Origin of the sequence: Natranaerobius trueperi (assembly GCF_002216005.1) — a bacterium.
Lineage (GTDB): Bacteria > Bacillota > Natranaerobiia > Natranaerobiales > Natranaerobiaceae > Natranaerobius_A > Natranaerobius_A trueperi.
The window spans coordinates 37,925-59,884 of record NZ_NIQC01000015.1; the positions used below are offsets into that span (position 1 = coordinate 37,925).

At 33.1% G+C, this 21,960-nt stretch carries 20 protein-coding genes, 1 other RNA gene, 1 pseudogene and 1 other annotated feature; all 22 genes and pseudogenes read left to right on the plus strand.

Translation table 11 applies throughout. The features are described from left to right. Positions 1 to 8 precede the first annotated feature (8 nt). Entirely contained in the window at positions 9 to 719 is a 711-nt protein-coding gene (gene bshB1, locus CDO51_RS07760) for a bacillithiol biosynthesis deacetylase BshB1 (RefSeq protein WP_089023721.1), read from the plus strand. Then, on the plus strand, positions 719 to 1,864 hold the full coding sequence (gene bshA, locus CDO51_RS07765; RefSeq protein WP_276207008.1) for an N-acetyl-alpha-D-glucosaminyl L-malate synthase BshA: 1,146 nt from the start codon (positions 719 to 721) through the stop codon (positions 1,862 to 1,864). The genes bshB1 and bshA overlap by 1 nt, the downstream gene beginning before the upstream one ends. A gap of 3 nt (positions 1,865 to 1,867) precedes the next feature. Beyond that, positions 1,868 to 2,308, plus strand: a complete 441-nt coding sequence (locus CDO51_RS07770; RefSeq protein WP_089023723.1) for an RrF2 family transcriptional regulator — start codon at positions 1,868 to 1,870, stop codon at positions 2,306 to 2,308. A gap of 15 nt (positions 2,309 to 2,323) precedes the next feature. Continuing rightward, entirely contained in the window at positions 2,324 to 2,629 is a 306-nt protein-coding gene (locus CDO51_RS14990; RefSeq protein ID WP_089023724.1) for an MGMT family protein, read from the plus strand. A gap of 25 nt (positions 2,630 to 2,654) precedes the next feature. Next, positions 2,655 to 2,795: an MGMT family protein gene (locus tag CDO51_RS14995; RefSeq protein ID WP_089023725.1), complete on the plus strand. Its 141-nt coding sequence runs from the start codon at positions 2,655 to 2,657 to the stop codon at positions 2,793 to 2,795. 1 nt (position 2,796) lies between these two features. After that, a complete protein-coding gene (gene lgt / locus CDO51_RS07785) occupies positions 2,797 to 3,549 on the plus strand; it encodes a prolipoprotein diacylglyceryl transferase (RefSeq protein ID WP_089023726.1) in 753 nt (250 codons plus the stop codon). A gap of 5 nt (positions 3,550 to 3,554) precedes the next feature. Next, the gene (aroC, locus tag CDO51_RS07790) at positions 3,555 to 4,724 is read left to right on the plus strand and encodes a chorismate synthase (protein WP_089023727.1); all 1,170 of its coding nucleotides are present in this window, start codon (positions 3,555 to 3,557) and stop codon (positions 4,722 to 4,724) included. Between the two features lie 5 nt (positions 4,725 to 4,729). Continuing rightward, on the plus strand, positions 4,730 to 5,794 hold the full coding sequence (aroB, locus tag CDO51_RS07795; protein ID WP_089023728.1) for a 3-dehydroquinate synthase: 1,065 nt from the start codon (positions 4,730 to 4,732) through the stop codon (positions 5,792 to 5,794). Between the two features lie 18 nt (positions 5,795 to 5,812). Continuing rightward, positions 5,813 to 7,525, plus strand: coding sequence for an ABC-ATPase domain-containing protein (locus CDO51_RS07800; protein WP_089023729.1), 1,713 nt, complete (start codon positions 5,813 to 5,815; stop codon positions 7,523 to 7,525). A gap of 26 nt (positions 7,526 to 7,551) precedes the next feature. Beyond that, positions 7,552 to 8,250, plus strand: a complete 699-nt coding sequence (locus tag CDO51_RS07805; protein ID WP_089023730.1) for a PP2C family protein-serine/threonine phosphatase — start codon at positions 7,552 to 7,554, stop codon at positions 8,248 to 8,250. 26 nt (positions 8,251 to 8,276) lie between these two features. Next, positions 8,277 to 8,648, plus strand: coding sequence for a hypothetical protein (locus CDO51_RS07810; protein ID WP_089023731.1), 372 nt, complete (start codon positions 8,277 to 8,279; stop codon positions 8,646 to 8,648). 62 nt (positions 8,649 to 8,710) lie between these two features. Beyond that, positions 8,711 to 9,988, plus strand: a complete 1,278-nt coding sequence (gene secD / locus CDO51_RS07815; RefSeq protein ID WP_089023732.1) for a protein translocase subunit SecD — start codon at positions 8,711 to 8,713, stop codon at positions 9,986 to 9,988. Between the two features lie 4 nt (positions 9,989 to 9,992). After that, positions 9,993 to 10,895, plus strand: coding sequence for a protein translocase subunit SecF (gene secF / locus CDO51_RS07820; protein WP_169710431.1), 903 nt, complete (start codon positions 9,993 to 9,995; stop codon positions 10,893 to 10,895). A gap of 35 nt (positions 10,896 to 10,930) precedes the next feature. Beyond that, positions 10,931 to 13,375 (plus strand): single-stranded-DNA-specific exonuclease RecJ, encoded by a 2,445-nt coding sequence (gene recJ / locus CDO51_RS07825; protein WP_089023734.1) that lies wholly within the window; start codon positions 10,931 to 10,933, stop codon positions 13,373 to 13,375. Between the two features lie 20 nt (positions 13,376 to 13,395). Next, a complete protein-coding gene (locus CDO51_RS07830) occupies positions 13,396 to 15,603 on the plus strand; it encodes a RelA/SpoT family protein (protein ID WP_169710432.1) in 2,208 nt (735 codons plus the stop codon). A gap of 24 nt (positions 15,604 to 15,627) precedes the next feature. Beyond that, entirely contained in the window at positions 15,628 to 16,080 is a 453-nt protein-coding gene (dtd, locus tag CDO51_RS07835; RefSeq protein ID WP_089023736.1) for a D-aminoacyl-tRNA deacylase, read from the plus strand. A 22-nt stretch (positions 16,081 to 16,102) separates the two neighbouring features. Beyond that, the gene (locus tag CDO51_RS07840; protein WP_089023737.1) at positions 16,103 to 16,720 is read left to right on the plus strand and encodes an MBL fold metallo-hydrolase; all 618 of its coding nucleotides are present in this window, start codon (positions 16,103 to 16,105) and stop codon (positions 16,718 to 16,720) included. A gap of 84 nt (positions 16,721 to 16,804) precedes the next feature. After that, positions 16,805 to 17,022 (plus strand) — a binding site (T-box leader). 66 nt (positions 17,023 to 17,088) lie between these two features. After that, positions 17,089 to 18,357, plus strand: a complete 1,269-nt coding sequence (gene hisS, locus CDO51_RS07845; RefSeq protein WP_089023738.1) for a histidine--tRNA ligase — start codon at positions 17,089 to 17,091, stop codon at positions 18,355 to 18,357. 20 nt (positions 18,358 to 18,377) lie between these two features. After that, entirely contained in the window at positions 18,378 to 20,147 is a 1,770-nt protein-coding gene (gene aspS / locus CDO51_RS07850; RefSeq protein ID WP_089023739.1) for an aspartate--tRNA ligase, read from the plus strand. A 71-nt stretch (positions 20,148 to 20,218) separates the two neighbouring features. Beyond that, positions 20,219 to 20,397: non-coding RNA, 6S RNA (gene ssrS / locus CDO51_RS07855), on the plus strand. 56 nt (positions 20,398 to 20,453) lie between these two features. Beyond that, entirely contained in the window at positions 20,454 to 20,714 is a 261-nt protein-coding gene (locus tag CDO51_RS07860) for a metal-sensitive transcriptional regulator (protein WP_089023740.1), read from the plus strand. A gap of 461 nt (positions 20,715 to 21,175) precedes the next feature. After that, a pseudogene (locus tag CDO51_RS14675) lies at positions 21,176 to 21,502 on the plus strand (transposase); the annotation flags it as partial. Positions 21,503 to 21,960 lie beyond the last annotated feature (458 nt).

Genomic DNA, 21,960 nt, shown 5'->3' on the forward strand with positions numbered 1-21,960 from the left:
TGAGATATATGGATACTTTAGATCTACTTGTATTTGGACCACACCCTGATGATGCTGAACTAGGACTTGGTGGTACTATAGCGTTACATACACAAAAAGGTTATAAAGTGGGGATTTGTGATTTAACAATGGGTGAAATGGGGACTAATGGAACAACAGAAGAAAGACAAATAGAGTCTCGTGAAGCAGCTAAAACTTTAGGGGTTACTGTAAGAGAAAATTTAGCTATTCCAGATGGATTTGTATCAAAAAGCGAAGAGAACTTGAAAAAAACGATTGAAGTTATCAGGAAATATCGACCGAATAAGATATGTACAGTTAATTTTAATGATGATCATCCAGATCATGCTAATGGAACTTTATTGATAAAAGAAGCTACTTTTTTATCTGGTCTATACAAATATCCAGCAGAAGGACAACGGTTCAGACCAGAAAATTTATTTTATTATTTTGCAGCTCGTCCTAAAAACCCGGATATTGTAGTTGATATCACTTTAGTTTATGATATTAAGTTGAGGGCAATTATGAAGCATGAATCACAGTTAGGGTTAAATAAAGAAAAAGAGAGTATAAAGACTAACTTAACTAATCCAAACTTCTTAGAAAAAATAAAAGCACGTGATAAATATATGGGTTCTTTTATAAAAGCTGATTATGGTGAAGGGTTAATATGTGATCGAATACCTCGTGTAAATGATCTAATTAAGTTTGGAGGTTGATGTCATTGAAAATAGGAATAGTATGTTGTCCTACTCATGGTGGTAGCGGAGTAGTAGCTACAGAATTAGGTAAACAGCTTGCTAAAAGGGGACATGAAGTTCATTTTTTTTCTTATCAAGTACCATTTAGACTAGATAAATTTTACCCTCAACTATATTTTCATGAAGTTGAAGTACCAACTTATCCTCTATTTAAATACCCTCCTTATTCTCTTGCTTTAGCTAGTAAGATAGCTGAAGTTGTAGAAAAAGAAAAAATTGATATAATACATGTTCATTATGCTGTTCCACACTCAGTTTGTGGCAATATGGCAAGAGATATGGTTAGTAGTAGAACGGGAAATCAACCTAAAGTAGTCTCTACTTTACACGGCACAGATATTACGTTAGTAGGTAATCACCCATCTTTTTTTCCAATAACTAAATTTGGAATGGAAAATAGTGATGCCCTAACTTGTGTATCGAAAGATCTAGAAAAAGAAACTAGAGATATTTTTGGTGTTAGAAAACAGATATCAACGATATACAATTTTATAGATTATGAAGAGTATAGACCTATTGAAAATAATAAAGATATGAAAATAAAATTCGCTCCTAATGATGAAAAGTTGTTAATTCATATCTCTAATTTCAGACCTGTAAAGAGAGTAGAAGATGTAATTCGAATTTTCTATAATGTTCAAAAAGAGGTTCCTTCAAGATTAATAATGGTTGGAGATGGGTCTGATAGAATAAAGGCGGAACAATTGGCGAAAGATCTGGGTATTACTAATCAAATCGATTTTCTAGGAAAGCAAGATCAAATCAAGTCGCTTTTATCAATCGCTGATTTGTTACTTTTGCCATCAGAAAAAGAATCATTTGGATTAGTAGCCTTAGAGGCAATGGCTTATAAGATACCTGTGATAGCATCACAAGTAGGTGGGATACCAGAAGTTGTCTTGAACAATGAAACAGGATTTGTGTCTCCTTTAGGTGATATAAATAAAATGGCAAAGGATGCAATTTACTTATTAAAAAATCCTGAAGAATTAAGTAAATTTGGATTAGCGGCAAGAAAGCGAGTGATTGATAAGTTTAGTGTAGAAAAAGTTATTCCACAATATGAAGAATTATATATAAGAACTTTAAAAGGGGGCAATTAAGCTTTGAAAGTTTCTATAAGAAGTAAATGGGCGTTAGCTAGCACAGTTTATTTTGCTGTCAACTATTCTGATAACGTAATACCTTTAAAAACAGCTTCAAAAGCATTAGGTATTTCAGAAAAATACCTCGAACAATTAGTTATTCCATTAAAAAAGTCAGGATTATTAGAAAGCATTAGAGGCGTTCAGGGTGGCTATCGATTAAAAAAACACCCAAAAGAGATAACAGTTTATGAAGTTTTAGGTTCTATAGAACCGATTGAGTTTTCAGATGAAGTCACTAGTGAGGACAAAGGAGAAGATAAAATTCTTTTTAATGTAACAGACGAATTTTGGTCACAACTAAACTCTTATGTTATAAAAAAGCTCTCTGAAAAGACATTAGAGGATTTTCGTGATGAGTATAGTAATAAATCTGATGAAGGATTTATGTACTATATATAGGAGAGGAAGAGAGCTTTGCAAGCTAAAATGACCTTTGAAACTTCGCGTGGTTGTTGGATTTTTATTCATGATATATTCCAAGTAGTTAAAGTTCTTATGCCAACAAGTAAAGAAACTATTTTATTACCTGAAGAACCTATTGATAGATTATACGATGAATTAACTACTTATTTTCAAGGAAAACCAGTAAAATTCACAGTACCTATTGCTATTCCAAAATCACCAAACTTTACTCACAAAGTTCTTAAAATTGTCAGTGAAATAAAATGGGGTGAAGTTAAAAGTTATGGAGATATAGCAAAAATAGCAGGTTTACCATAAGCTTTTAGAGCAGTAGGTCAGATCAATGAGTAAAAAACCATGTGCTTTACTAATTCCTTGTCATAGAGTGGTTGTAAATAATGGTAAATTAGGTGGTTTTTCGGGAAGTATAAGTTTAAAGCAGACATTATTAAATCTAGAAGGAGTAAATTTAAAGGAGGAGTAATATGGATCCAGTTGCATTTAGTATAGGACCGATATCTGTATATTGGTATGGAATATTTATTAGTTTAGGGATTTTAATTGGGCTTTATTTAGCAGTTAGAGAATCGAAAAAGCAGGGGTTAGATCCAGACCACCTAATTAACTTTTTATTGTTTGCCTTACCAGCTGCATTAATAGGTCTTAGATTGTACTATGTAGCTTTTAGATGGGATTATTTTTCTCAAAACCTTGACTTAATATTTGCTTTTCGTCAAGGTGGACTCGCTATTCATGGAGGAATATTTGCAGCAATAATTGTGGGTGTAATTTATTCAAAATATCAGGGTATAAATTTCTGGGCTTTAGCTGATATTACTGCACCTAGTTTAATACTAGGTCAAGCTATAGGACGTTGGGGGAATTATATTAACCAAGAAGCCTATGGATATCCCACAGATCTTCCTTGGGCTATAGAAATAAATGGTTCTTTTCATCATCCTACTTTTTTCTATGAGTCTTTTTGGAATTTGCTTGTCTTTGCATTTTTGATGTACTTTCGCGGATACAAAAAAGAAGGACAGGGTGAGATATTTAGTTTATACTTAGTTTTATATTCTATCGGCAGGTTCTGGATAGAAGGGTTAAGGTTGGATAGTCTAATGTTAAGTGAATTAAGAGTAGCCCAGATTGTTAGTGTGATATTAGTTGTAATTGGACTATACTACTTCACAAAACATCGAAAAGAAAAAAATAAGACTGTAGATATTAAGAGGTGACATAGATGAGTTTACGATATTTATCGGGAGGAGAATCTCATGGTTTAGCTTTAACAGCAATTATCGAAGGATTTTGGGCAAATGTCGAGATTAATTTAGAAAAAATAAATCTCGATTTAAAGAGACGACAAAGTGGATACGGTCGCGGGGGACGAATGCGAATTGAAAATGATGAATTGAAAATAATTTCTGGATTGAGACAAGGTTTAACATTGGGGAGTCCGATTACCATACAAATTAACAACAAAGATTTTCAAAATTGGGAAAAAATAATGGATCCAATTTTTGATCATAATCTTAAAGAAAACAGAATAATTTCTAGACCCCGTCCGGGTCATGTAGATTTAGTCGGTGGACTTAAATATCAGCATAAAGATTTGAGAAATGTGCTTGAGCGCTCTAGTGCTAGAGGAACTGCTATAAGAGTAGCAGTAGGCTCTATTTGTAAACAGGTTTTAGAAGAGATAGGGATAAAGATCATAAGTTATGTTACACAAATTGGGAAAAAAAGTATAACGGATAATATAAAAGAAGACTTTGAGGATATTTTTAATAACGCAGAACAGTCTGAAGTTAGGTGTCCGGATTTACAAACTAGTAATGAGATCAAAGGAGAAATAGATAAAGCAGGATCTAAAGGTGAGACTTTAGGAGGTGTATTTGAGGTAGTTGTGTTAAATTCTCCTCCTGGTTTGGGGAGTTATGTGCATTTTGATAGAAAATTAGATGCAATACTATCTGGTGCTTTAATGAGTTTACAAGGAATAAAAGGAGTCGAAATAGGATTGGGTTTTGAAGCTGCAAACAGTTATGGATCACAAGTACATGATGAAATTTTTTATTCTGAAACAAGTGGTTTTTATCGTGAAAGAAATAATGCAGGAGGAATAGAGGGTGGAGTTTCAAATGGAGAACCTATAGTCTTAAGATGCGCTATGAAGCCAATACCAACATTATCACACCCCTTAAGAAGTGTAGATTTTATTTCTAAAGAACCCTTTGACGCTCAAATTGAACGTTCTGATGTTTGTGCCGTACCAGCTGCAAGTGTTGTAGGTGAAAGTATTATCGCTTTTGAAATAGCTAAAGTTTTGAAAGAAAAGTTTGGTGGAGACTCTTTAGATGAGTTAAAAGAGAATGTTAATTCTTATCTTAATTATCTAGAGGAGGTCTAACATTATTGAATCAAAACTTTAAAATAAATGCAAAAATAAAAGATAGAAGTTACCCTATCTATATAGGAAATGATAATTTAGATATATTATCTAAACTGATAGATAAAAGCCCTATAATAATAGTTGTAGATGAGAAAGTATTTAAGCTTCATAAAAATAAATTAACAAACCTAAAAAAGCTTATTAAAAATAAAGTTGAGATTATTGAATTAACAGCAGATGAACAAACTAAATCCTTAAAGAAAGCAGAAGAACTTTATCATGTTGCAGCAAAGAATAACATGACAAGGTCGTCATGGTTTTTAGCTATTGGTGGAGGAGTTATAGGTGATTTAACAGGAATGGTAGCCTCAACATATATGCGTGGGACAAACTTGATCCATATCCCAACCACTTTATTAGCACAGGTAGATAGTAGCATCGGTGGTAAAGTTGCAGTAAACTATGAAGGTTATAAAAATCTAATAGGGAGCTTTTATCAACCTAATGCTGTCATAGCTGATATTGATTTTTTAGAAACTTTACCAAAAAGAGAATTAGTTTCAGGTTTGGCAGAAGTTATTAAATATGGTATTCTATGTGATCGAGAGTTATTTTATTTTATAAAAGATCAACTCTTATTAGAAAATCAATGGAATTTTAAAAAATTAGTTAAAAAATCCTGTGAAATTAAAACTAATATAGTTGCTAAAGATGAATTTGATAAAGGAACTAGGATGTTACTTAATTTAGGACATACCTTTGCTCATGCTTTAGAAGGAGTGACAGAATATAGATACTTCAAGCATGGTGAAGCTGTTATGTGGGGACTTGTTCTGTCAGCTAATTTATCGTATAACTTAGGTATTTTAGCTGAGAAAGAATTGATAGAAATAAAAAACTTACTCAATTCAATTGATCTACCAAAAATACCGCAATATGTTAAAGATAAGAATTTGTTATTCTCTCACTTACTTCATGATAAGAAAAAAAACGGGAACAAATTAACTGTTATTTTGCCAGAAAAAATAGGTGAATGTAGAATTTATCAGTGTTCCTTAGATGAAGTTCTAAAAGTACTACTAGAATAATACGGAGGTGAGATTATTATGGCAGATCTTAAAAGTTTAGTTACAACACTTTCAAGAATTGATGGAAAAGGTTATAAAGCCTACAAAGATATTCAGGGGAACTTTTCATATCCTGAGGGTGGTAAATTATTTATAGATTATGTACAAGGAGACCCATTTGCAAGTCCATCGAGGCTTAGATTTAGAGTACCTATAAATCAAGCTGGTTTTGATCAAAAGTTCTTTTTAAATAAAAGTAGAAAGATAGCCTTTGAGGATTATTTGACAAGAGCATTTAATAAAGCAACACGTAATGTAAAAAGTAATAGAGGGACTGGAAAAAGTGGGATGATAGCCATTGATTCAGGAGGACAAGAAGTTCTTGAGAGATCTTCTATGGTTGTTACTAAAGACTATGTTGAAGCAAGATTTGTTGTAGGTCTTCCTGCACAAGGTAGAAAGATATTAGGAAAGCAAGCTATACAAATGTTTGAAAAGGAAATACCCAAGATTGTATCTGATTCTTTATATTTAAATTCATTAAGTGTTAATGAATTAGAAGAACATATTGCTGTAAATGAAGATCAAGATGCATTACGAGAATATCTTTCAAAAAATAATTATATCGCATTTATTGGTAACGGAGCTATTTTACCAAGAATCAGTGGTATTGATGATCGTCCTCTAAAAGATGATAAAGTTATTCCTTTTGAATCACCAGAAAGTCTGCAAGGAGAAGTTGAGTTACCTAATAGAGGAAAAGTTAAAGGAATGCTACTTAAAGAAGGAGTCAACCTTATAGTAGGTGGTGGTTATCACGGTAAGTCTACTCTATTGAACGCTATAGAACGCGGTGTTTATAACCATATACCAGACGATGGTAGAGAGTTAGTTGTCTCACGTGAAGAATCTGTTAAAATTAGAGCTGAAGATGGGCGTAGAGTAGAGAAGGTTGATATAAGTCCATTTATTAATAACTTACCCCATGGAGCAGATACACGTAGATTTTCAACAGAAGATGCTAGTGGAAGTACCTCACAAGCGGCTAATATTATGGAAGCTTTAGAAGTTGGTTCTAGAGTATTGCTATTAGATGAAGATACCTCTGCAACAAACTTTATGATTAGAGATGTTAGAATGCAAGAACTAGTTGCTAAAAATAAGGAACCTATTACACCTTTAATTGATAAGATAAGGGCATTGCATGCGGAATTGAATGTTAGTACTGTTATTGTTGTTGGAGGTTCTGGAGACTACTTTGATGTGGCAGACAACGTGATTATGATGGATCATTATCGCCCATATGAAGTTACTGATGAAGCTCACAAAATTGCTTCAAACCATGAAACATACCGTAAAAAAGAAGGCGGTACCAGTTTTGGTAAATTGACATCACGATATCCAACTAAAAAATGCCTTGATCCAATTAAAGGTAAGAAAAGAAAAGTAGCAGCAAAAAGTCTCAATCAAATACAATATGGTAAACAAAATATCTTATTAAATGAAGTCGAACAATTACTAGATGAAAGTCAGACTCGTGCTATAGGTGATGCAATATTTTATGTATATAAATTTTATCTAGATAGTAATATGACATTACAACAAATAGTAGATCAAGTAATCAGTGATATAGATAAAAAAGGGCTAGATGTATTGTCAGGTTTTGATGGACATCCAGGTGACTATGCAGGGTTTCGTCCTTTTGAATTAGCGGCTGCTATTAATCGAATCAGAAGTTTGGTCATTAAGTAAATTGAGAAGGGAAGGGGATTCTGCAAGTGAAAGTAGAAATTACAACAGATAAAATTCCTAAATATGCATCTGGTGAAAGTGGCGATAGCTTTGAAATAGTAGAAAGGCCCCAGGGGGGAGTAAGTGCAATTTTAGCAGATGGCCAAGGTAGCGGGAAGTCAGCTAAACTAACTAGTAATATGGTAGCTTCAAAAGCTTCTACTTTGATAGCTGACGGAACACGAGATGGAGCAGTTGCAAGAGCAACTCATGATTTCCTTTTTGCTCAAAAAAGAGGAAGAGTTTCTGCTACACTAACTTTATTGTCTTGTGATTTACGTACTAATACTTTAGTTATTTCTAGGAACACTAATTGTCCTACAATTGTTAAACGAGCTGAAAAAACTCAGATATTAAAAGAATCTGTAAAACCTATTGGTTTTCACAATTTTGTAAAACCTACTATCGATGAGATACCAATTCAACCTGGAACTATAGTAATAGCTTTTACTGATGGGATATATCATTCTGGGCGAAAATTTAATAATCAAATTACTCTTGAGGAAATCGCAAATGTAGCATCAACGCATCAATATATTACTGATATCAGTCGAGAAATCTTAAATTTAGGGTTATCTAAAGATAAAAATAGACCGCAGGACGATATGTCGGTACTTGTGCTTGGGATTTTTTCTGATGAAAGTAAACATAAACCTAGAAGTGTTCGTGTAAGTTATTCTTACTAAATAATTTATAGGAGGAATATATAAACTTGAATTTTAAATCAGAGTTAATAGGGGTTTGTGGAAATTGTGCCTCTGGAAAAACTACTTTAGTTGATGGACTTTTAGCTATGGGTTATCAGGCAGTAAACATTCCTCAGGAGCATTCTGTATCTAAAACTCTTTGGAAAAGAAAAAATCCTGATTTTTTAGTTGTCCTTATTTGTACTTTAAAAACAGCTAAAAAAAGAAGAAATATTTCTTGGGGTGAAGAACGATTACGGGTGCAACGTAAAAGATTAAGTGATGCCATTCAAAATTGTAACTTATATCTTCCTACTGATGATTTAACGATACCTGATGTCCTTTTAAAAACTGTTGCATCTATAACAAAATCTTATGAGCAAAAAAGTATGAATTGACACTTATATAAATAAATAGGTATAATGCCTGTACAATGCTCTAAACAAGGAGAGTTAGTGATATGATAAGATGGAAAAAAATAACGATGTTAATGATGGTTTTATTAATTGTTTCAGTTGCAAGTTTTGCAGTTTACTCATATGCCACTAATAATATTAATTTAGGCTTAGATTTGGCTGGAGGAGTATATGTTCTATTAGAAGCAGATGATGTTGAAGGAGACGACACTGATGATGCTATAGATCGCGCTTTAACAATCATTAGATCTAGAGTTGATGAGTTAGGAGTGTCTGAACCAGTTGTTCAGCGAGAAGGCCAAGACAGAATACGTGTGGAATTAGCGGGTGAAGATATTGACCGTGATAGAGCAATGGAAGTGATCGGAAGAACAGCAAGACTGGAATTCTATGGCCCTGAAATTTATTATGATTTAGATCTTGACGAAGATGAAACCATAGAAAATTTAGATGAATTAGGTTATAGTCCTTTAGTAACGGGGGATCATCTTGAGGATGCAGGAGTAGGCTATGGTCCTCAAGGACAACCCTATGTAAGTATCGATTTTACATCTGAAGGGGCACGCTTGTTTCAACAAGCAACAGAACAAAATGTAGGGGAGCCTATTGTAATAGTATTAGATGGAGAAGTAGTATCAGCTCCCAATGTTCGTAATGTTATTCGTAAGGGAGAAGCAATGATTGATGGTATGGCATCTGTTGAAGAGGCGAACGATGTAGCACTAATGCTTAGATCAGGAGCTTTACCAGTTTCGTTAATCGAACTAGAAACAAGAACAATAGGACCAAGTTTAGGAGAAGATCTACGAGAACAGAGTTTAACAGCTGGGATTATTGGTTTTTCATTAGTATTAGTCTTTATGATAATTATGTATCGTTTACCAGGCCTTATGTCAAATATTGCGCTAATAGTATATATTACATTAGTCTTTGGATTTTTAGTTCACTTAGGTGCTACATTTACTTTACCAGGTATTGCCGGACTGATCTTATCAGTCGGGATGGCGGTAGATGCGAATATAATTATATTTGAAAGAATTAAAGAAGAAATAAATAATGGTAAAACGCTAAGGGTTTCAGTAGAATCGGGTTTTAAGCGTGGTATAAAAACCATCCTTGACTCAAATGTGACAACTTTAATTGCTGCTGCAGTATTGTTTTATTTTGGAACAGGACCAATCCAAGGTTTTGCAGTAACTTTATCTACAGGAATTATAGCAAGTATGATAACTGCAGTTTTATTTACTCGTTTAGTGTTGAAACTTTTAGTAGCTACTGGATTAGTTAAAAACGTAAAATATTTTGGCGTGCAAAGGAGTTAGTCATATGGAGATTATAACCAAGAGAAAAATGTGGTTTTTGGTATCTTTAGTCATTGTTATAATTGGTTTTGGTTCTTTGATATTAAATGGTTTGAATTTGGGGATTGACTTTACTGGGGGCACTATTCTTCATGTTTCTTTAGGTGAAGAATATGAGGTAGAAGAAGTACGTGATGTTTTAGAGGATTTTGGTTTAGAGGACAGTGTGATTCAGCAAGCAACTGATTCTCAAGGAGAAACTTCTGAGGTCATTATAAGAACTACTTCGCTACAAGAACAAGAACGAAATGAAATTATAGAAGGTTTACGTGGAAACTGGCCACAAATTGAAGATGAGGATGTGTTGAGATCAGCTAACGTAGGGGCTACTATTGGCGATGAATTGAGATCACAAGCTATTTGGTCTTTATTAATAGCATCAATTGGAATGATAGCTTATATTAGTTATCGATTTGAATTTAGTTTTGCTATATCTGCTATTGTTGCTATTTTACATGATGCTTTTATAGTATTAACGATATTCTCCTTATTCCAAATTGAAATTAATAGTCCCTTTATTGCGGCTGTATTAACAATTATAGGTTATTCAATCAATGATACAATAGTTATTTTTGATAGAATTAGAGAAACCTTACAATTAGAAAAGAAATTACCTTTAAATGATGTGATAACTACAAGTATTAGTAAAACTTTAACACGGTCTTTAAATACATCAGGAACCACTACATTAGTTCTACTAAGTTTATTAATTTTTGGTGGAGTGACGTTACGTCCGTTTATTTTGGCTTTATTAATTGGTGTTATTAGTGGAACTTATTCATCTGTTTTTATAGCTTCAAATGTATGGTCAACTTTATCAGAAAAGATGGGGTCCCAGTACGGAAATAGGAAAAAAAGTACTAGCTAGATAAAGAGAGTTTCTGATTAGTGAGGGATTTTAATATGGTAGCAAATAAATTAACTTCTTGGAATATGAGAGTTGAATATACTGATCTGATACAAGATTTGGCTCTAGAATGTAGTGTGTCACCTGTATTAGCTCAATTACTAGTGAATAGGGGACTAACAAAAAAAGAGGAAATCAACTCTTTTTTATCCCCTTCACTAGATGAACTTGAATCACCCTGGTTGTTAGATGATATACAGATAGGTGTTGATTTAATTCAGCAAGCTTTAGACGATAAAAAATCTATTTTGATTTTTGGTGACTATGATGCTGACGGGGTTACATCAACAGCTCTTTTATACGATTATCTAACAAAATTTAATGATCGAATTAATTATTTTATTCCAGATCGGTTTGCAGATGGATATGGATTAAGTGAATCAGGAATCACAAAAGCACTGAAATTATACCCAGATACTTCTTTAATTATAACAGTTGACTGTGGTATTAGTTCTTGTAAAGAAGTTTCATGGTTAAAAGAAAAAGGCATAAATGTAGTTATAACCGACCACCATGAGCAATTAAATGAACTACCAAGTGCAGATGCTATCTTAAACCCTAAAAGAGTTAACTCTTGTTATCCATTTTCTTCATTAGCTGGAGTAGGTGTTGCTTTTAAGCTGGTTTTGGCTCTAGCAGATAGTTCTAAAGCAATGACTATTAAACAGTTATGCGAAAATTATTTAGATTTAGTAGCAGTTGGTACTATAGCAGATCTAGTACCGTTAAAACATGAAAATAGAATTTTAGTTAGTCATGGGTTAAGTAAAATTGGTTCTAATAGAGTTGGATTTAAATCTATGCTTGAAAAATTAAATTTACTAGAACAAAAACTGACCACAGGCCAGGTTGGTTTTTTATTAGGACCTAGAATTAATGCTGCTGGTAGACTAGCCTCTGCAAGTGATGCAGTTAGATTATTGGTTACAGATGATTATGATGAAGCACAAACTTTAGCTGAGAAACTCGATACAGAAAATAGAGAGCGACGAACTGTTGAACAGGAAATAACTAAAGAAGCTAATGAAATAATAGTAGATAATAATAAGACATCGAAATCAAAAGTTTTAGTTCTTTACGGAAAAGACTGGCATGAAGGAGTAATTGGTATAGTAGCCTCACGATTACTTGAAAAATATCATCGTCCAGTTATTGTTTTAACTTTGGATAATAACGGAGTAGCTAAAGGATCTTGTAGAAGTATTGAGGGATTTCATATTGCAGAAGCGTTGCAAGAATGTAGTGATATTATTGAAAAGTACGGTGGACACGAACTTGCAGCGGGCTTATCGATAAAAGTAGAAAATATTGAGGAATTTGAACAAAGGATAAACCAACTTGCAGATAAATGGTTGACAGAAAATGACTTAATTCCTACTGTTGATATAGAAATGATGGTACCTGAGGAAATTTTATCTCGGGAATTAGCAGAAGAAATACAACAATTAGAACCTTTCGGTATAGGAAATCCTCAACCGATATTAGGATGTAACTCTATAATAGTTGCTTCTACTAAAATTGTTGGTAAAAATAATGAACACCTTCAGGTTAAATTTAAGGGAAGTGGAAGTTTATTAGATGGGATTTGGTTTCGTGGTAATGAAAAGTTAACCCACAATCTAGAAGAGAACACACCTTCTAAGGCAGCTTTTATTCCTAAAATATCTACTTGGAACTCTAAATGGGGAAAACTTAGTTTACAGATATGTGATTTACAATGTGACGAAACTTCTAATAAATTGATAGACTTTCGAAATAAAAGTGATAAATATTCAAGTCTTAATTTATTAATTAAAAGAAATTATATACCAGTTATTTTGACTAACACTCGTCAACAAAAAGAATTTTTATCTTCTAAATTTGTCGATTGTTATGTTGTTAGAGCAACAGATGTCCCTTTTGAGTTAAGTGAAGAAAATGTTCTTTTGATTTTGTATGATTTACCCTATGATCCATCTATCGTTAGAAAATGGATTGAAACTATTAAACCAAAATCTGTGTGTCTTTTGTATAACCATTTTGATGTTGATTATAACAGTAAGCTATGGAGAGTTACGATACCATATGGACAAGAGTTACAAAAAGTGTATGAAAAAATGCAAAATGAGTTCAAATTTCAGACTGTAACAAAGGGAAATTTTAAGAAATGGTTATATGAACAAAATTCTGGAGTTACAAAACGATGGGTTGAATCAGTTATTGAAATTTTTAAAGAATTGGGTTTGATATACTTAGAGGATAATAAGGTGAAAATAAAAGAAACTGAAAATAGGGTTGATTTCTCAAATTCCAACAAGTTTTTAAGTGAACAACAGCTTATAAAAAATATACGCAAGTGGGAACAATGCTTTTTAAGTGGAAGTAATTCTGCAATATATATGCTACTATATGAAAACAAAGCACTTTTAGAAGTATGTGCTCATTCAATTGAAAAAAATTAAATTAAAGTTTAGGTAGGGAGATGGATAAATTGTTGAATCCAGACCAACTGTTTTTTACTCTTAAAGAAAAAATAAAATCTTATCAATTTGATGATTCTAACTTTGATCTTCTGGATAGAGCGTATGAATATGCTAAGAAACAACATGGGGAACAAAAACGTAGTTCTGGAGAAGACTATATTATACATCCAATAGAAGTAGCTCTTGTTTTAGCAGAACTTGAATTAGATATAGATAGCATAAGTGCAGGTATACTCCATGATGTAATAGAAGATACCTCTGTAACGAAAGAGGATCTAGAAGAGAAATTTGGAGATGAAATCGCTTTATTAGTTGATGGGGTTACTAAGCTTAGTAAGTTCAATTTTAAGAGTAAAGAAGAACACCAAGCTGAAAATCTTCGTAAAATGTTTTTTGCTATGGCGAGTGATATTAGAGTTATATTAATAAAATTAGCAGATAGAACTCACAATATGAGAACATTACAGTATTTACCTGAGAGAAAACAGAAAGCCACTGCTAAAGAAACTATGGAAATATATGCACCATTAGCAAATCGCCTTGGAATATATAAAATTAAGTGGGAATTAGAAGACCTCGCTTTCAGATACTTAGAACCAGAACAGTATTATTTTTTAGCTGAAAAAATAGTTCAGAAGAGAAAAGAACGAGAAGAATATATAAAGAAAATTCAGGTAGATCTACAAAAAAAATTAGATGAAATGGGGATCGAAGGTGAAATTCAAGGTCGACCAAAACATCTATATAGTATTTATTCTAAAATGCAAAAAACTAGTAAAGACCTTAATGAGATCTACGATTTGATAGCTTTAAGAGTTATAGTTAATAATGTAAAAGAATGTTATGCTGTTTTAGGTACTGTTCATACATTGTGGAAGCCTGTCCCAGGAAGATTTAAAGATTATATTGCCGTTCCTAAGCCTAATATGTATCAATCACTTCATACTACTGTTTTATGTCCTCAAGGTAATTTGGTTGAAATTCAAATTAGGACTTGGGATATGCATAGGACTGCTGAATATGGTATTGCAGCACACTGGAGATATAAAGAGGGTAACAATAAAGATGGAAAGTTCGCACAAAAAGTCTCTTGGTTTAGACAATTACTAGAGTGGCAACAAGATACTAGTGATGCAAAAGAGTTTATGGAACATCTAAAGGTAGATTTATTTTCTGATGAAGTTTTTGTCTTCACTCCTAAAGGTGATGTAATAGATCTACCATCAGGTTCTACACCACTAGACTTTGCTTATAGGATTCACACCGATATTGGTAACACTTGCATAGGAGCAAAAATTAGTGGTCGGATGGTGTCACTAGATTATCAGTTAGATACGGGGGATGTAGTAGAAATTTTAACTTCTAAACAAGCTACTCCAAGTAGAGACTGGCTCAATATAGTAAAAACATCTCAAGCTAAAAATAAAGTTAGGCAATGGTTTAAGAGACAGAAAAGAGAAGAAAATATTCAACGTGGAAGAGAAATGATTGAAAAAGAAGTTAAAAAACTTAAAATTTTTCCATTAAAAATTTTAAAGGAAAGCTCCTATCAGCAAAAAGTGATTGAAAGATTTAATATGAAAAGTTATGAAGATTTACTTGCTGCAGTAGGTTATGGTGGTATTACAGTTAATCAGGTACTTGGCAAATTTCAAGAATTTTTCAAGGAAAATCTAAAACGTTCCGAAATTAATACTACTATATCAGAGGACGAAAATCTTTCTAGATATATTGATGAAGAAAAACCTCGGAAAAAGACTAAAGATAGTGTAAAAGTTGAAGGATTAGAGAATATATCAACTCGCTTTGCAAAATGTTGTCATCCATTGCCAGGGGAAAATATCATTGGTTTTATAACACGCTCAAGAGGGATTACTATTCATCGATCTGATTGTCAAAATGCTAAACATAGGTTAAAAAATAAAGAAAGTACAGTTCCGGTCTATTGGGATGACGCAACAAACAATAATTTTCAAGTTAGTATTTTTGTGTATGCATTAGATCGACAAGGAATGGTTCAAGAAATAATGAAAATTTTAGGAGAGTCTAAAATATCAGTGGCAGCTATAAACGCTCGTACTGATAATAACCATGTATCTGTTATCAACTTAACTGTTCTAATTCGAAATCATTCTCATTTGCAGTTTGTCATCGACCGATTGCACCAAGTTAAGGATGTGTTTAAAGTTCAAAGACAAAATCCATGATTTCAATGAAAAAAGGGGGATATTATGCGAGCAGTAATACAGCGAGTTAGTGAATCCTATGTAAATGTTGACAATCATAATGTTGGTGAAATTAATAGTGGACTTAATGTTTTGCTAGGAGTTGAAGAAGAAGATAACGAAAAAGATGTTGATTACATGGTTGACAAGATTGTGAACCTTAGAATTTTCGAGGATGATCAAGATAAGTTAAATTTATCTGTAAAAGATGTTAATGGTGAAATTTTAGTTGTTAGCCAATTTACTTTACTTGGTGACTGTAGAAAAGGTCGTAGACCTAACTTTATGAAGGCGGCACCACCAGCAAAAGCTGATGAATTATATAAATTATTTACAAAAAAAATTGAAGAAAATCATGGTTTGAAAGTGCAAACAGGGAGTTTTCAACAACATATGAAGGTAGGACTAGTCAATGATGGTCCTGTAACAATGCTTATTGACAGCAAAAAAACATTCTAAATCAGTAAAGGAGGTTAATATTTTGCGTATTGAGCGAATAGTAGTGGGAGCGTTACAAGCAAATTGTTATATTGTTTTTGATGAAGAAAGTAAAGAGGGTATAATTATAGATCCTGGTGATGATAAAGATGAAATTCTGACTAAGGTTAAAGAATTAAATGTAACACCAAAATTGATCATTAATACTCATGGACATGCCGATCATATAGGTGGAAATGATATTAAAGAAAAACTAAGTGCTAAATTAGCTATACATGAAGATGATGCGGATAAATTACTTAATCCTGACCTCAACTTATCAAGTTTTACAGGAGTAGAATATATATCTCCAGACGCTGATACAAAACTAGTTGATGGGCAAACCTTACAAGTCAAAGGTATGGAAGTAAATATTATTGCTACTCCAGGACATACACCAGGAGGAATTTGTCTCTTAATTGAAGATAAATTATTTTCCGGGGATACGTTATTTCAAAGAGGTATTGGACGTTGTGATCTTCCCGGTGGTGATATGAAACAGCTCACTAAATCTGTAAAAGAAAAACTATTTACCCTAGATGAAGATGTAGAGGTTTTCCCTGGACACGGTAATCGTACAACTATTGGTGAAGAAAAATCAGACAATCCTTTTTTTGTATAATTATAGAGTTAAGCTTGCGTAGTAAAATTTTTTGACAAAATGATTGTAATATAGTAAAATTTAAAAAAGTATATTAACTAACGAATAAAAGCGAAGACAAGGACAGTAAGTTAGGTAACTTCTTACAGAGAGGAGTCTCTTCGGCTGGAAAGGCTCTAGAAGTTCTGACTGAAAAACACCTTTGAGCTGACTAGTCGAACTTATTAGTAGACTAGGTCCCCTGTCAGGGTTATTGACATAGAGTGAGTCACTTTTCATAGTGACTAACAGGGGTGGTACCGCGGATAACTTCCGTCCCCGACTTTTTGTCGGAGATGGAAGTTTTTTTATTGTACATAGTAATTGATTTTGAAGGGAGGTAACAGTAAATGCTAACAAAAGCACCAAGAGGAACAAAAGATATTTTACCTGAAGAGAACTTAAAATGGAATTTCTTAGAAAAAACTGCACAAAAAGTTGCAGAAAGATTTGGTTTTCAACAAATTAGATTTCCGATTTTTGAGCACACTGAACTTTTTCAAAGAAGTGTAGGGGAAACCTCTGATATAGTCAGTAAAGAAATGTACACTTTTACCGATCGAGGAAGTAGAAGTATAACTTTAAGACCAGAAGGCACTGCACCAACTGTGAGGATGTATGTTGAATATAAGTTATTTAATCAACCACAACCTACGAAGTTTTATTATACCGGACCCATGTTTCGATATGATCGCCCACAAGCAGGAAGGTACAGACAGTTTCATCAATTTGGGGTAGAACTTTTTGGAAGTGAGGCACCGGAAGCTGACGTTGAAGTTATGAAGTTAGCACTTGATTATTTTACAGCCCTTGGTCTCGATGGGTTAGAACTAGAAATAAATAGTGTGGGATGTAAAAAATGTCGAGAAGAATACATTAACACATTAGTGAAATACTTTGAATCAAAAATTGAGATGTTATGCGAAGACTGTAATAATAGATTTAGAACTAATCCAATGAGAGTACTTGATTGTAAACAAAAAGGTTGTCAAGATGCAGTAGATGAGGATGTACCATTTATCACAGATAATTTATGTAGTGAATGTGATAATCACTTTGAGAATGTAAAAAAGTTATTATCTGGATTAGATATTGACTATCGAATTAATAGACATCTTGTTAGAGGATTAGATTATTATACTAAGACAGCTTTTGAAGTTGTTTCTTCTTCAATTGGGGCACAAAATGCTTTAGGAGGAGGGGGAAGATATGATTATTTAGTAGAAGAATGTGGTGGACCAGCGACCCCAGGTGTAGGTTTTGCAGTAGGTCTTGAAAGGATTTTATTAGCACTTGATAAACAGAATGTTGATCTTCCTAAAGCAGATACTTATGATATTTTTATAGTTACTGCTTCAAAAGAAACTACTCATTATAAATCCTTTAATTTATTACATAAATTACGGGATGAAGGGTTCAGCGCTATCATGGATTATGATGGACGTAGTTTAAGAGCACAAATGAAACGTGCTAATAAACTAGGGGTTCGATACTCATTGATTTTAGGTGATGAAGAATTACAAGAAGGAATTTGTCAATTAAAGGACATGGAAAGTGGTACTCAACAGTCAATTCCTTTAGATGACCTTATCGAACGACTTACAGAAATTATAAATTAATTAAGACTGGAGGGTTATATATGAGAAGAACGCATCAATGCGGTCAGATAACTAGTGATTATATTGGAAGAAAAGTAACTTTAAAAGGATGGGCTGACAATAGGAGAGATCATGGTAAGCTAATATTTATTGACTTAAGAGACAAGAGTGGATTAGTTCAAGTAGTATGTGATTTTGAAAGTAATCCTGAAGCTCTAAAAGTTGCTGATTCAGTTCGTTCTGAATTTGTTTTAGAGATCACAGGAGTTGTCAAAAAACGTTCAGAAGAAAACATTAATAGTGATTTACCTACAGGTGAAATTGAAATTGATTGTGAAGACATTAAAGTTCTTAATACTTCAAAAACACCACCATTTTTCATTAACAAGGATGTCGATGTAGACGAAAATATTCGATTAAAGCATAGATATTTGGATCTTCGAAGACAACCAATGCAAGATAATTTAAGATTGAGACATAAGGTCACTAAACTAATTAGAGACTTTTTAGATGAAAATGATTTTATTGAAGTTGAAACTCCGATGTTGACTAAAAGTACTCCTGAAGGAGCAAGGGACTTTCTTGTTCCAAGTAGATTACACCCAAGATCTTTTTATGCTTTACCACAATCACCACAATTATTTAAGCAATTATTGATGGCTTCAGGTGTTGAAAAATACTTTCAGATAGCTAGATGCTTTAGAGACGAAGACTTAAGAGCAGATAGGCAGCCTGAATTTAGTCAGGTAGATATCGAAGTTTCTTTTCTCGAACAAGATGAATTTATGGAACTAATGGAGCAGATGGTTTCAAAATTATTTAAAGATATTTTAGGAATTGACTTAAAAAATCCTTTTACGAAAATTACTTATCAGGATGCTATTGATAGATTTGGTACTGATAGTCCTGATATGAGATTTGGAATGGAATTAACCGATATTTCTTCAATTGTAAAAGAATCTGAATTCAAAGTGTTTAGAGAAGCTGTTCAAAAAAATGGACAAGTAAAAGGGATTACAGTTCCAAAAGGGAAAAACTTTAGTAGAAAAGAATTAGACGAATTAACTGATTTTGTTAAAAATTTTGGTGCTAAAGGGTTAGCTTGGATGATTATAGAAGAAAATGAAGTTAAAAGTCCGATAGCTAAATTTTTCTCAGATGAAGAAATGAATCAAATAATTAATGTAATGGAAGCTAAGACTGGTGATGCTTTGTTATTTGTAGCAGACGAAAAAGATGTAGTAGCAGACTCTCTGTCAAGTTTAAGGCTACACTTAGCTAGACAATTAGACTTAATTCCTGAAAATGAATTTAATTTAGCTTGGGTAACAGATTTCCCTCTAGTTGAATTTGATAAAGATGATGGTAGATATAAAGCTTTACACCATCCTTTTACTGCACCTTATGCAGATGATTTAGAAAAATACGAAGATGAACCAGGGAAAATACGTGCAAAAGCATATGATTTAGTTTTAAATGGAGTTGAAATCGGTGGGGGAAGTATGAGGATATACAATCGCGAGACACAAGAGAAAATGTTTGATCTGCTAGGTATCTCGCTAGAAGAAGCAAAACAAAAATTTGGATTTCTTTTAGATGCTTTTGAATATGGGGCTCCTCCACATGGAGGAATTGCATTTGGTCTTGATAGGCTTGTCATGCTTTTTGCTGGCTGTTCAAGTATAAGAGATGTAATTGCTTTTCCAAAAACTGCTAACGCAAGTTGTTTGATGACTAATGCTCCTAGCACAGTTGATAAAAATCAATTAGATGAGCTACACATAAAAACCTCAAAAACTAGCTCAGAGTAAGGATGTGTGATTGATTTTTAGATAAAGATATGTTAGTATAATACTTGAACAAAGTAAAAAAATAGAGATTAGCGTCCCTACTGTGTACGTGATAACAGCTATGTTTTGACCCAACAGCAACAACAAAGGGAGCCTGGACTCTACATGTGGCACATATGCCTCACGAAGGACATGTAAAGCATGTAGGAGGGCACCCACCTGAAGTGAATCAGGTTCAAAACATGGTAGTACACGGCACAGCGGGGACTTTTTTTTACACAAGTAAACTTAGTAAATGATGTTAATAGTATAGGAGGTAACTTAAGAATGGAAGAAAAAACTGCATTAATCAATCGGCTACGACGAATTGAAGGACAAATAAAAGGTTTGCAAAAAATGGTGGAAGAAGAAAAATATTGTTCAGATATATTGATGCAGGTTTCAGCTGTTCGATCGGCAGTAAATAATGTTGGAAAAATTGTACTAGAACAACATTTACGCAAATGCTTAGAATTACCACAAAATGAAGAAGATAGAGAGAAATCAATTAAAGAGTTGACAGAATTAATTGCAAAATATAGTAAATGATTGAACAATATGCAATATAAATATATAACATAAAAAGTCAGAAAATTACGTCAAAGAGTTACCTCTAAATTTCTTCACTTATAGTGATTTACAAACTATTAAATGGGAGGCGTTTACTTGAATCGGACTGAGAACTTTATTGAGTTTCTCTGTTTGAGTTGTGGGTTTCAGGGGTTGAGTGTGTCAATCTCAGAAGGTGAAGAGTGTCCTAAATGCCAAGGTGAATTACTTGATTCTGGACAAAAATTAGAAAAAAGCAGAGTTTTAGTTTAGAAATATAAAGGAAGTATCGAATTTAAAAGCGAGGTTTTTATCTCGCTTCAGCTTGTCGACAAAGTCTATTAAATAGGCAGGTCGACAAGCTTCTTTTTTGTAGAATAATAATTTCGGAAAAATAATCCTAGGTGATAAAGGTGTTAAACAAGCAAGAAAGAGAAAAACGTAAAGCAGCAGAAATAGTAATGCTGGACGAGTTGGTGCCTAAGGATCACTTGGTTAGAAAAATATATGAAACTATTGATTTTGATTTCATCTATGATTTAGTTGTAGATTATTATTTGAAAGACATAGGTCGTACAAGCATAGATCCAGTGGTTTTAATAAAAATGGTGTTAACTCAATATCTGTTTGGGATAAGATCTATGAGACAGACATAAAAGAGATTGAAAACAATGTAGCGTACCGTTGGTTTTAGGCTTAGGTTATATGACCCGGTACCCCACTATTCAACACTTCGAAAGAACTATGAACGTAGGTTTAGAAACACAAACGTTTTTGAGCAAAGATTTTATCGTAATTAAAGCATATCAAGAAAAAATTAGATGAAGAAGTAAACATAGATCGAGAGAAAACCGGAAAAAAGCTTCTACCCCGAAACAAATATGATTGTTATATTTGTCCACATGAACATATATCACATTATCGCACTACTAATAGAGAAGGTTACAGGGAGCAGTTTCTGATCCAATTGGATATGATGACATATCCAAAAGATACGAGGCATTGCACTCAAACCATAGAACCGCCAAGTACCGAACGGTATGTGATTGTCTAACAATTAATTTAGTAGGCCCATAATATAATACCTTGGGAATGCACATAATTTTGTGTAAATGGTTAATCCTACCAATTTAAAGGAGGTTACCATTTATGCGAAATAAGCAAGACACATTAGCAAAAGAATTAGCTAAGAATTGTAGTAGCATTGAAGATGTACAAGATAAGTTAAAAGACGTGTTTAGCGATA

Coding starts and splice junctions, on each gene's coding strand:
- bshB1 (WP_089023721.1), top strand. CDS start 9: ATGGATACTTTAGATCTACTTGTATTTGGACCACACCCTGATGATGCT.
- bshA (WP_276207008.1), top strand. CDS start 719: ATGTCATTGAAAATAGGAATAGTATGTTGTCCTACTCATGGTGGTAGC.
- CDO51_RS14995 (WP_089023725.1), top strand. CDS start 2,655: ATGAGTAAAAAACCATGTGCTTTACTAATTCCTTGTCATAGAGTGGTT.
- lgt (WP_089023726.1), top strand. CDS start 2,797: ATGGATCCAGTTGCATTTAGTATAGGACCGATATCTGTATATTGGTAT.
- aroC (WP_089023727.1), top strand. CDS start 3,555: ATGAGTTTACGATATTTATCGGGAGGAGAATCTCATGGTTTAGCTTTA.
- CDO51_RS07800 (WP_089023729.1), top strand. CDS start 5,813: ATGGCAGATCTTAAAAGTTTAGTTACAACACTTTCAAGAATTGATGGA.
- secD (WP_089023732.1), top strand. CDS start 8,711: ATGATAAGATGGAAAAAAATAACGATGTTAATGATGGTTTTATTAATT.
- secF (WP_169710431.1), top strand. CDS start 9,993: ATGGAGATTATAACCAAGAGAAAAATGTGGTTTTTGGTATCTTTAGTC.
- recJ (WP_089023734.1), top strand. CDS start 10,931: ATGGTAGCAAATAAATTAACTTCTTGGAATATGAGAGTTGAATATACT.
- CDO51_RS07830 (WP_169710432.1), top strand. CDS start 13,396: ATGGATAAATTGTTGAATCCAGACCAACTGTTTTTTACTCTTAAAGAA.
- dtd (WP_089023736.1), top strand. CDS start 15,628: ATGCGAGCAGTAATACAGCGAGTTAGTGAATCCTATGTAAATGTTGAC.
- hisS (WP_089023738.1), top strand. CDS start 17,089: ATGCTAACAAAAGCACCAAGAGGAACAAAAGATATTTTACCTGAAGAG.
- aspS (WP_089023739.1), top strand. CDS start 18,378: ATGAGAAGAACGCATCAATGCGGTCAGATAACTAGTGATTATATTGGA.
- CDO51_RS07860 (WP_089023740.1), top strand. CDS start 20,454: ATGGAAGAAAAAACTGCATTAATCAATCGGCTACGACGAATTGAAGGA.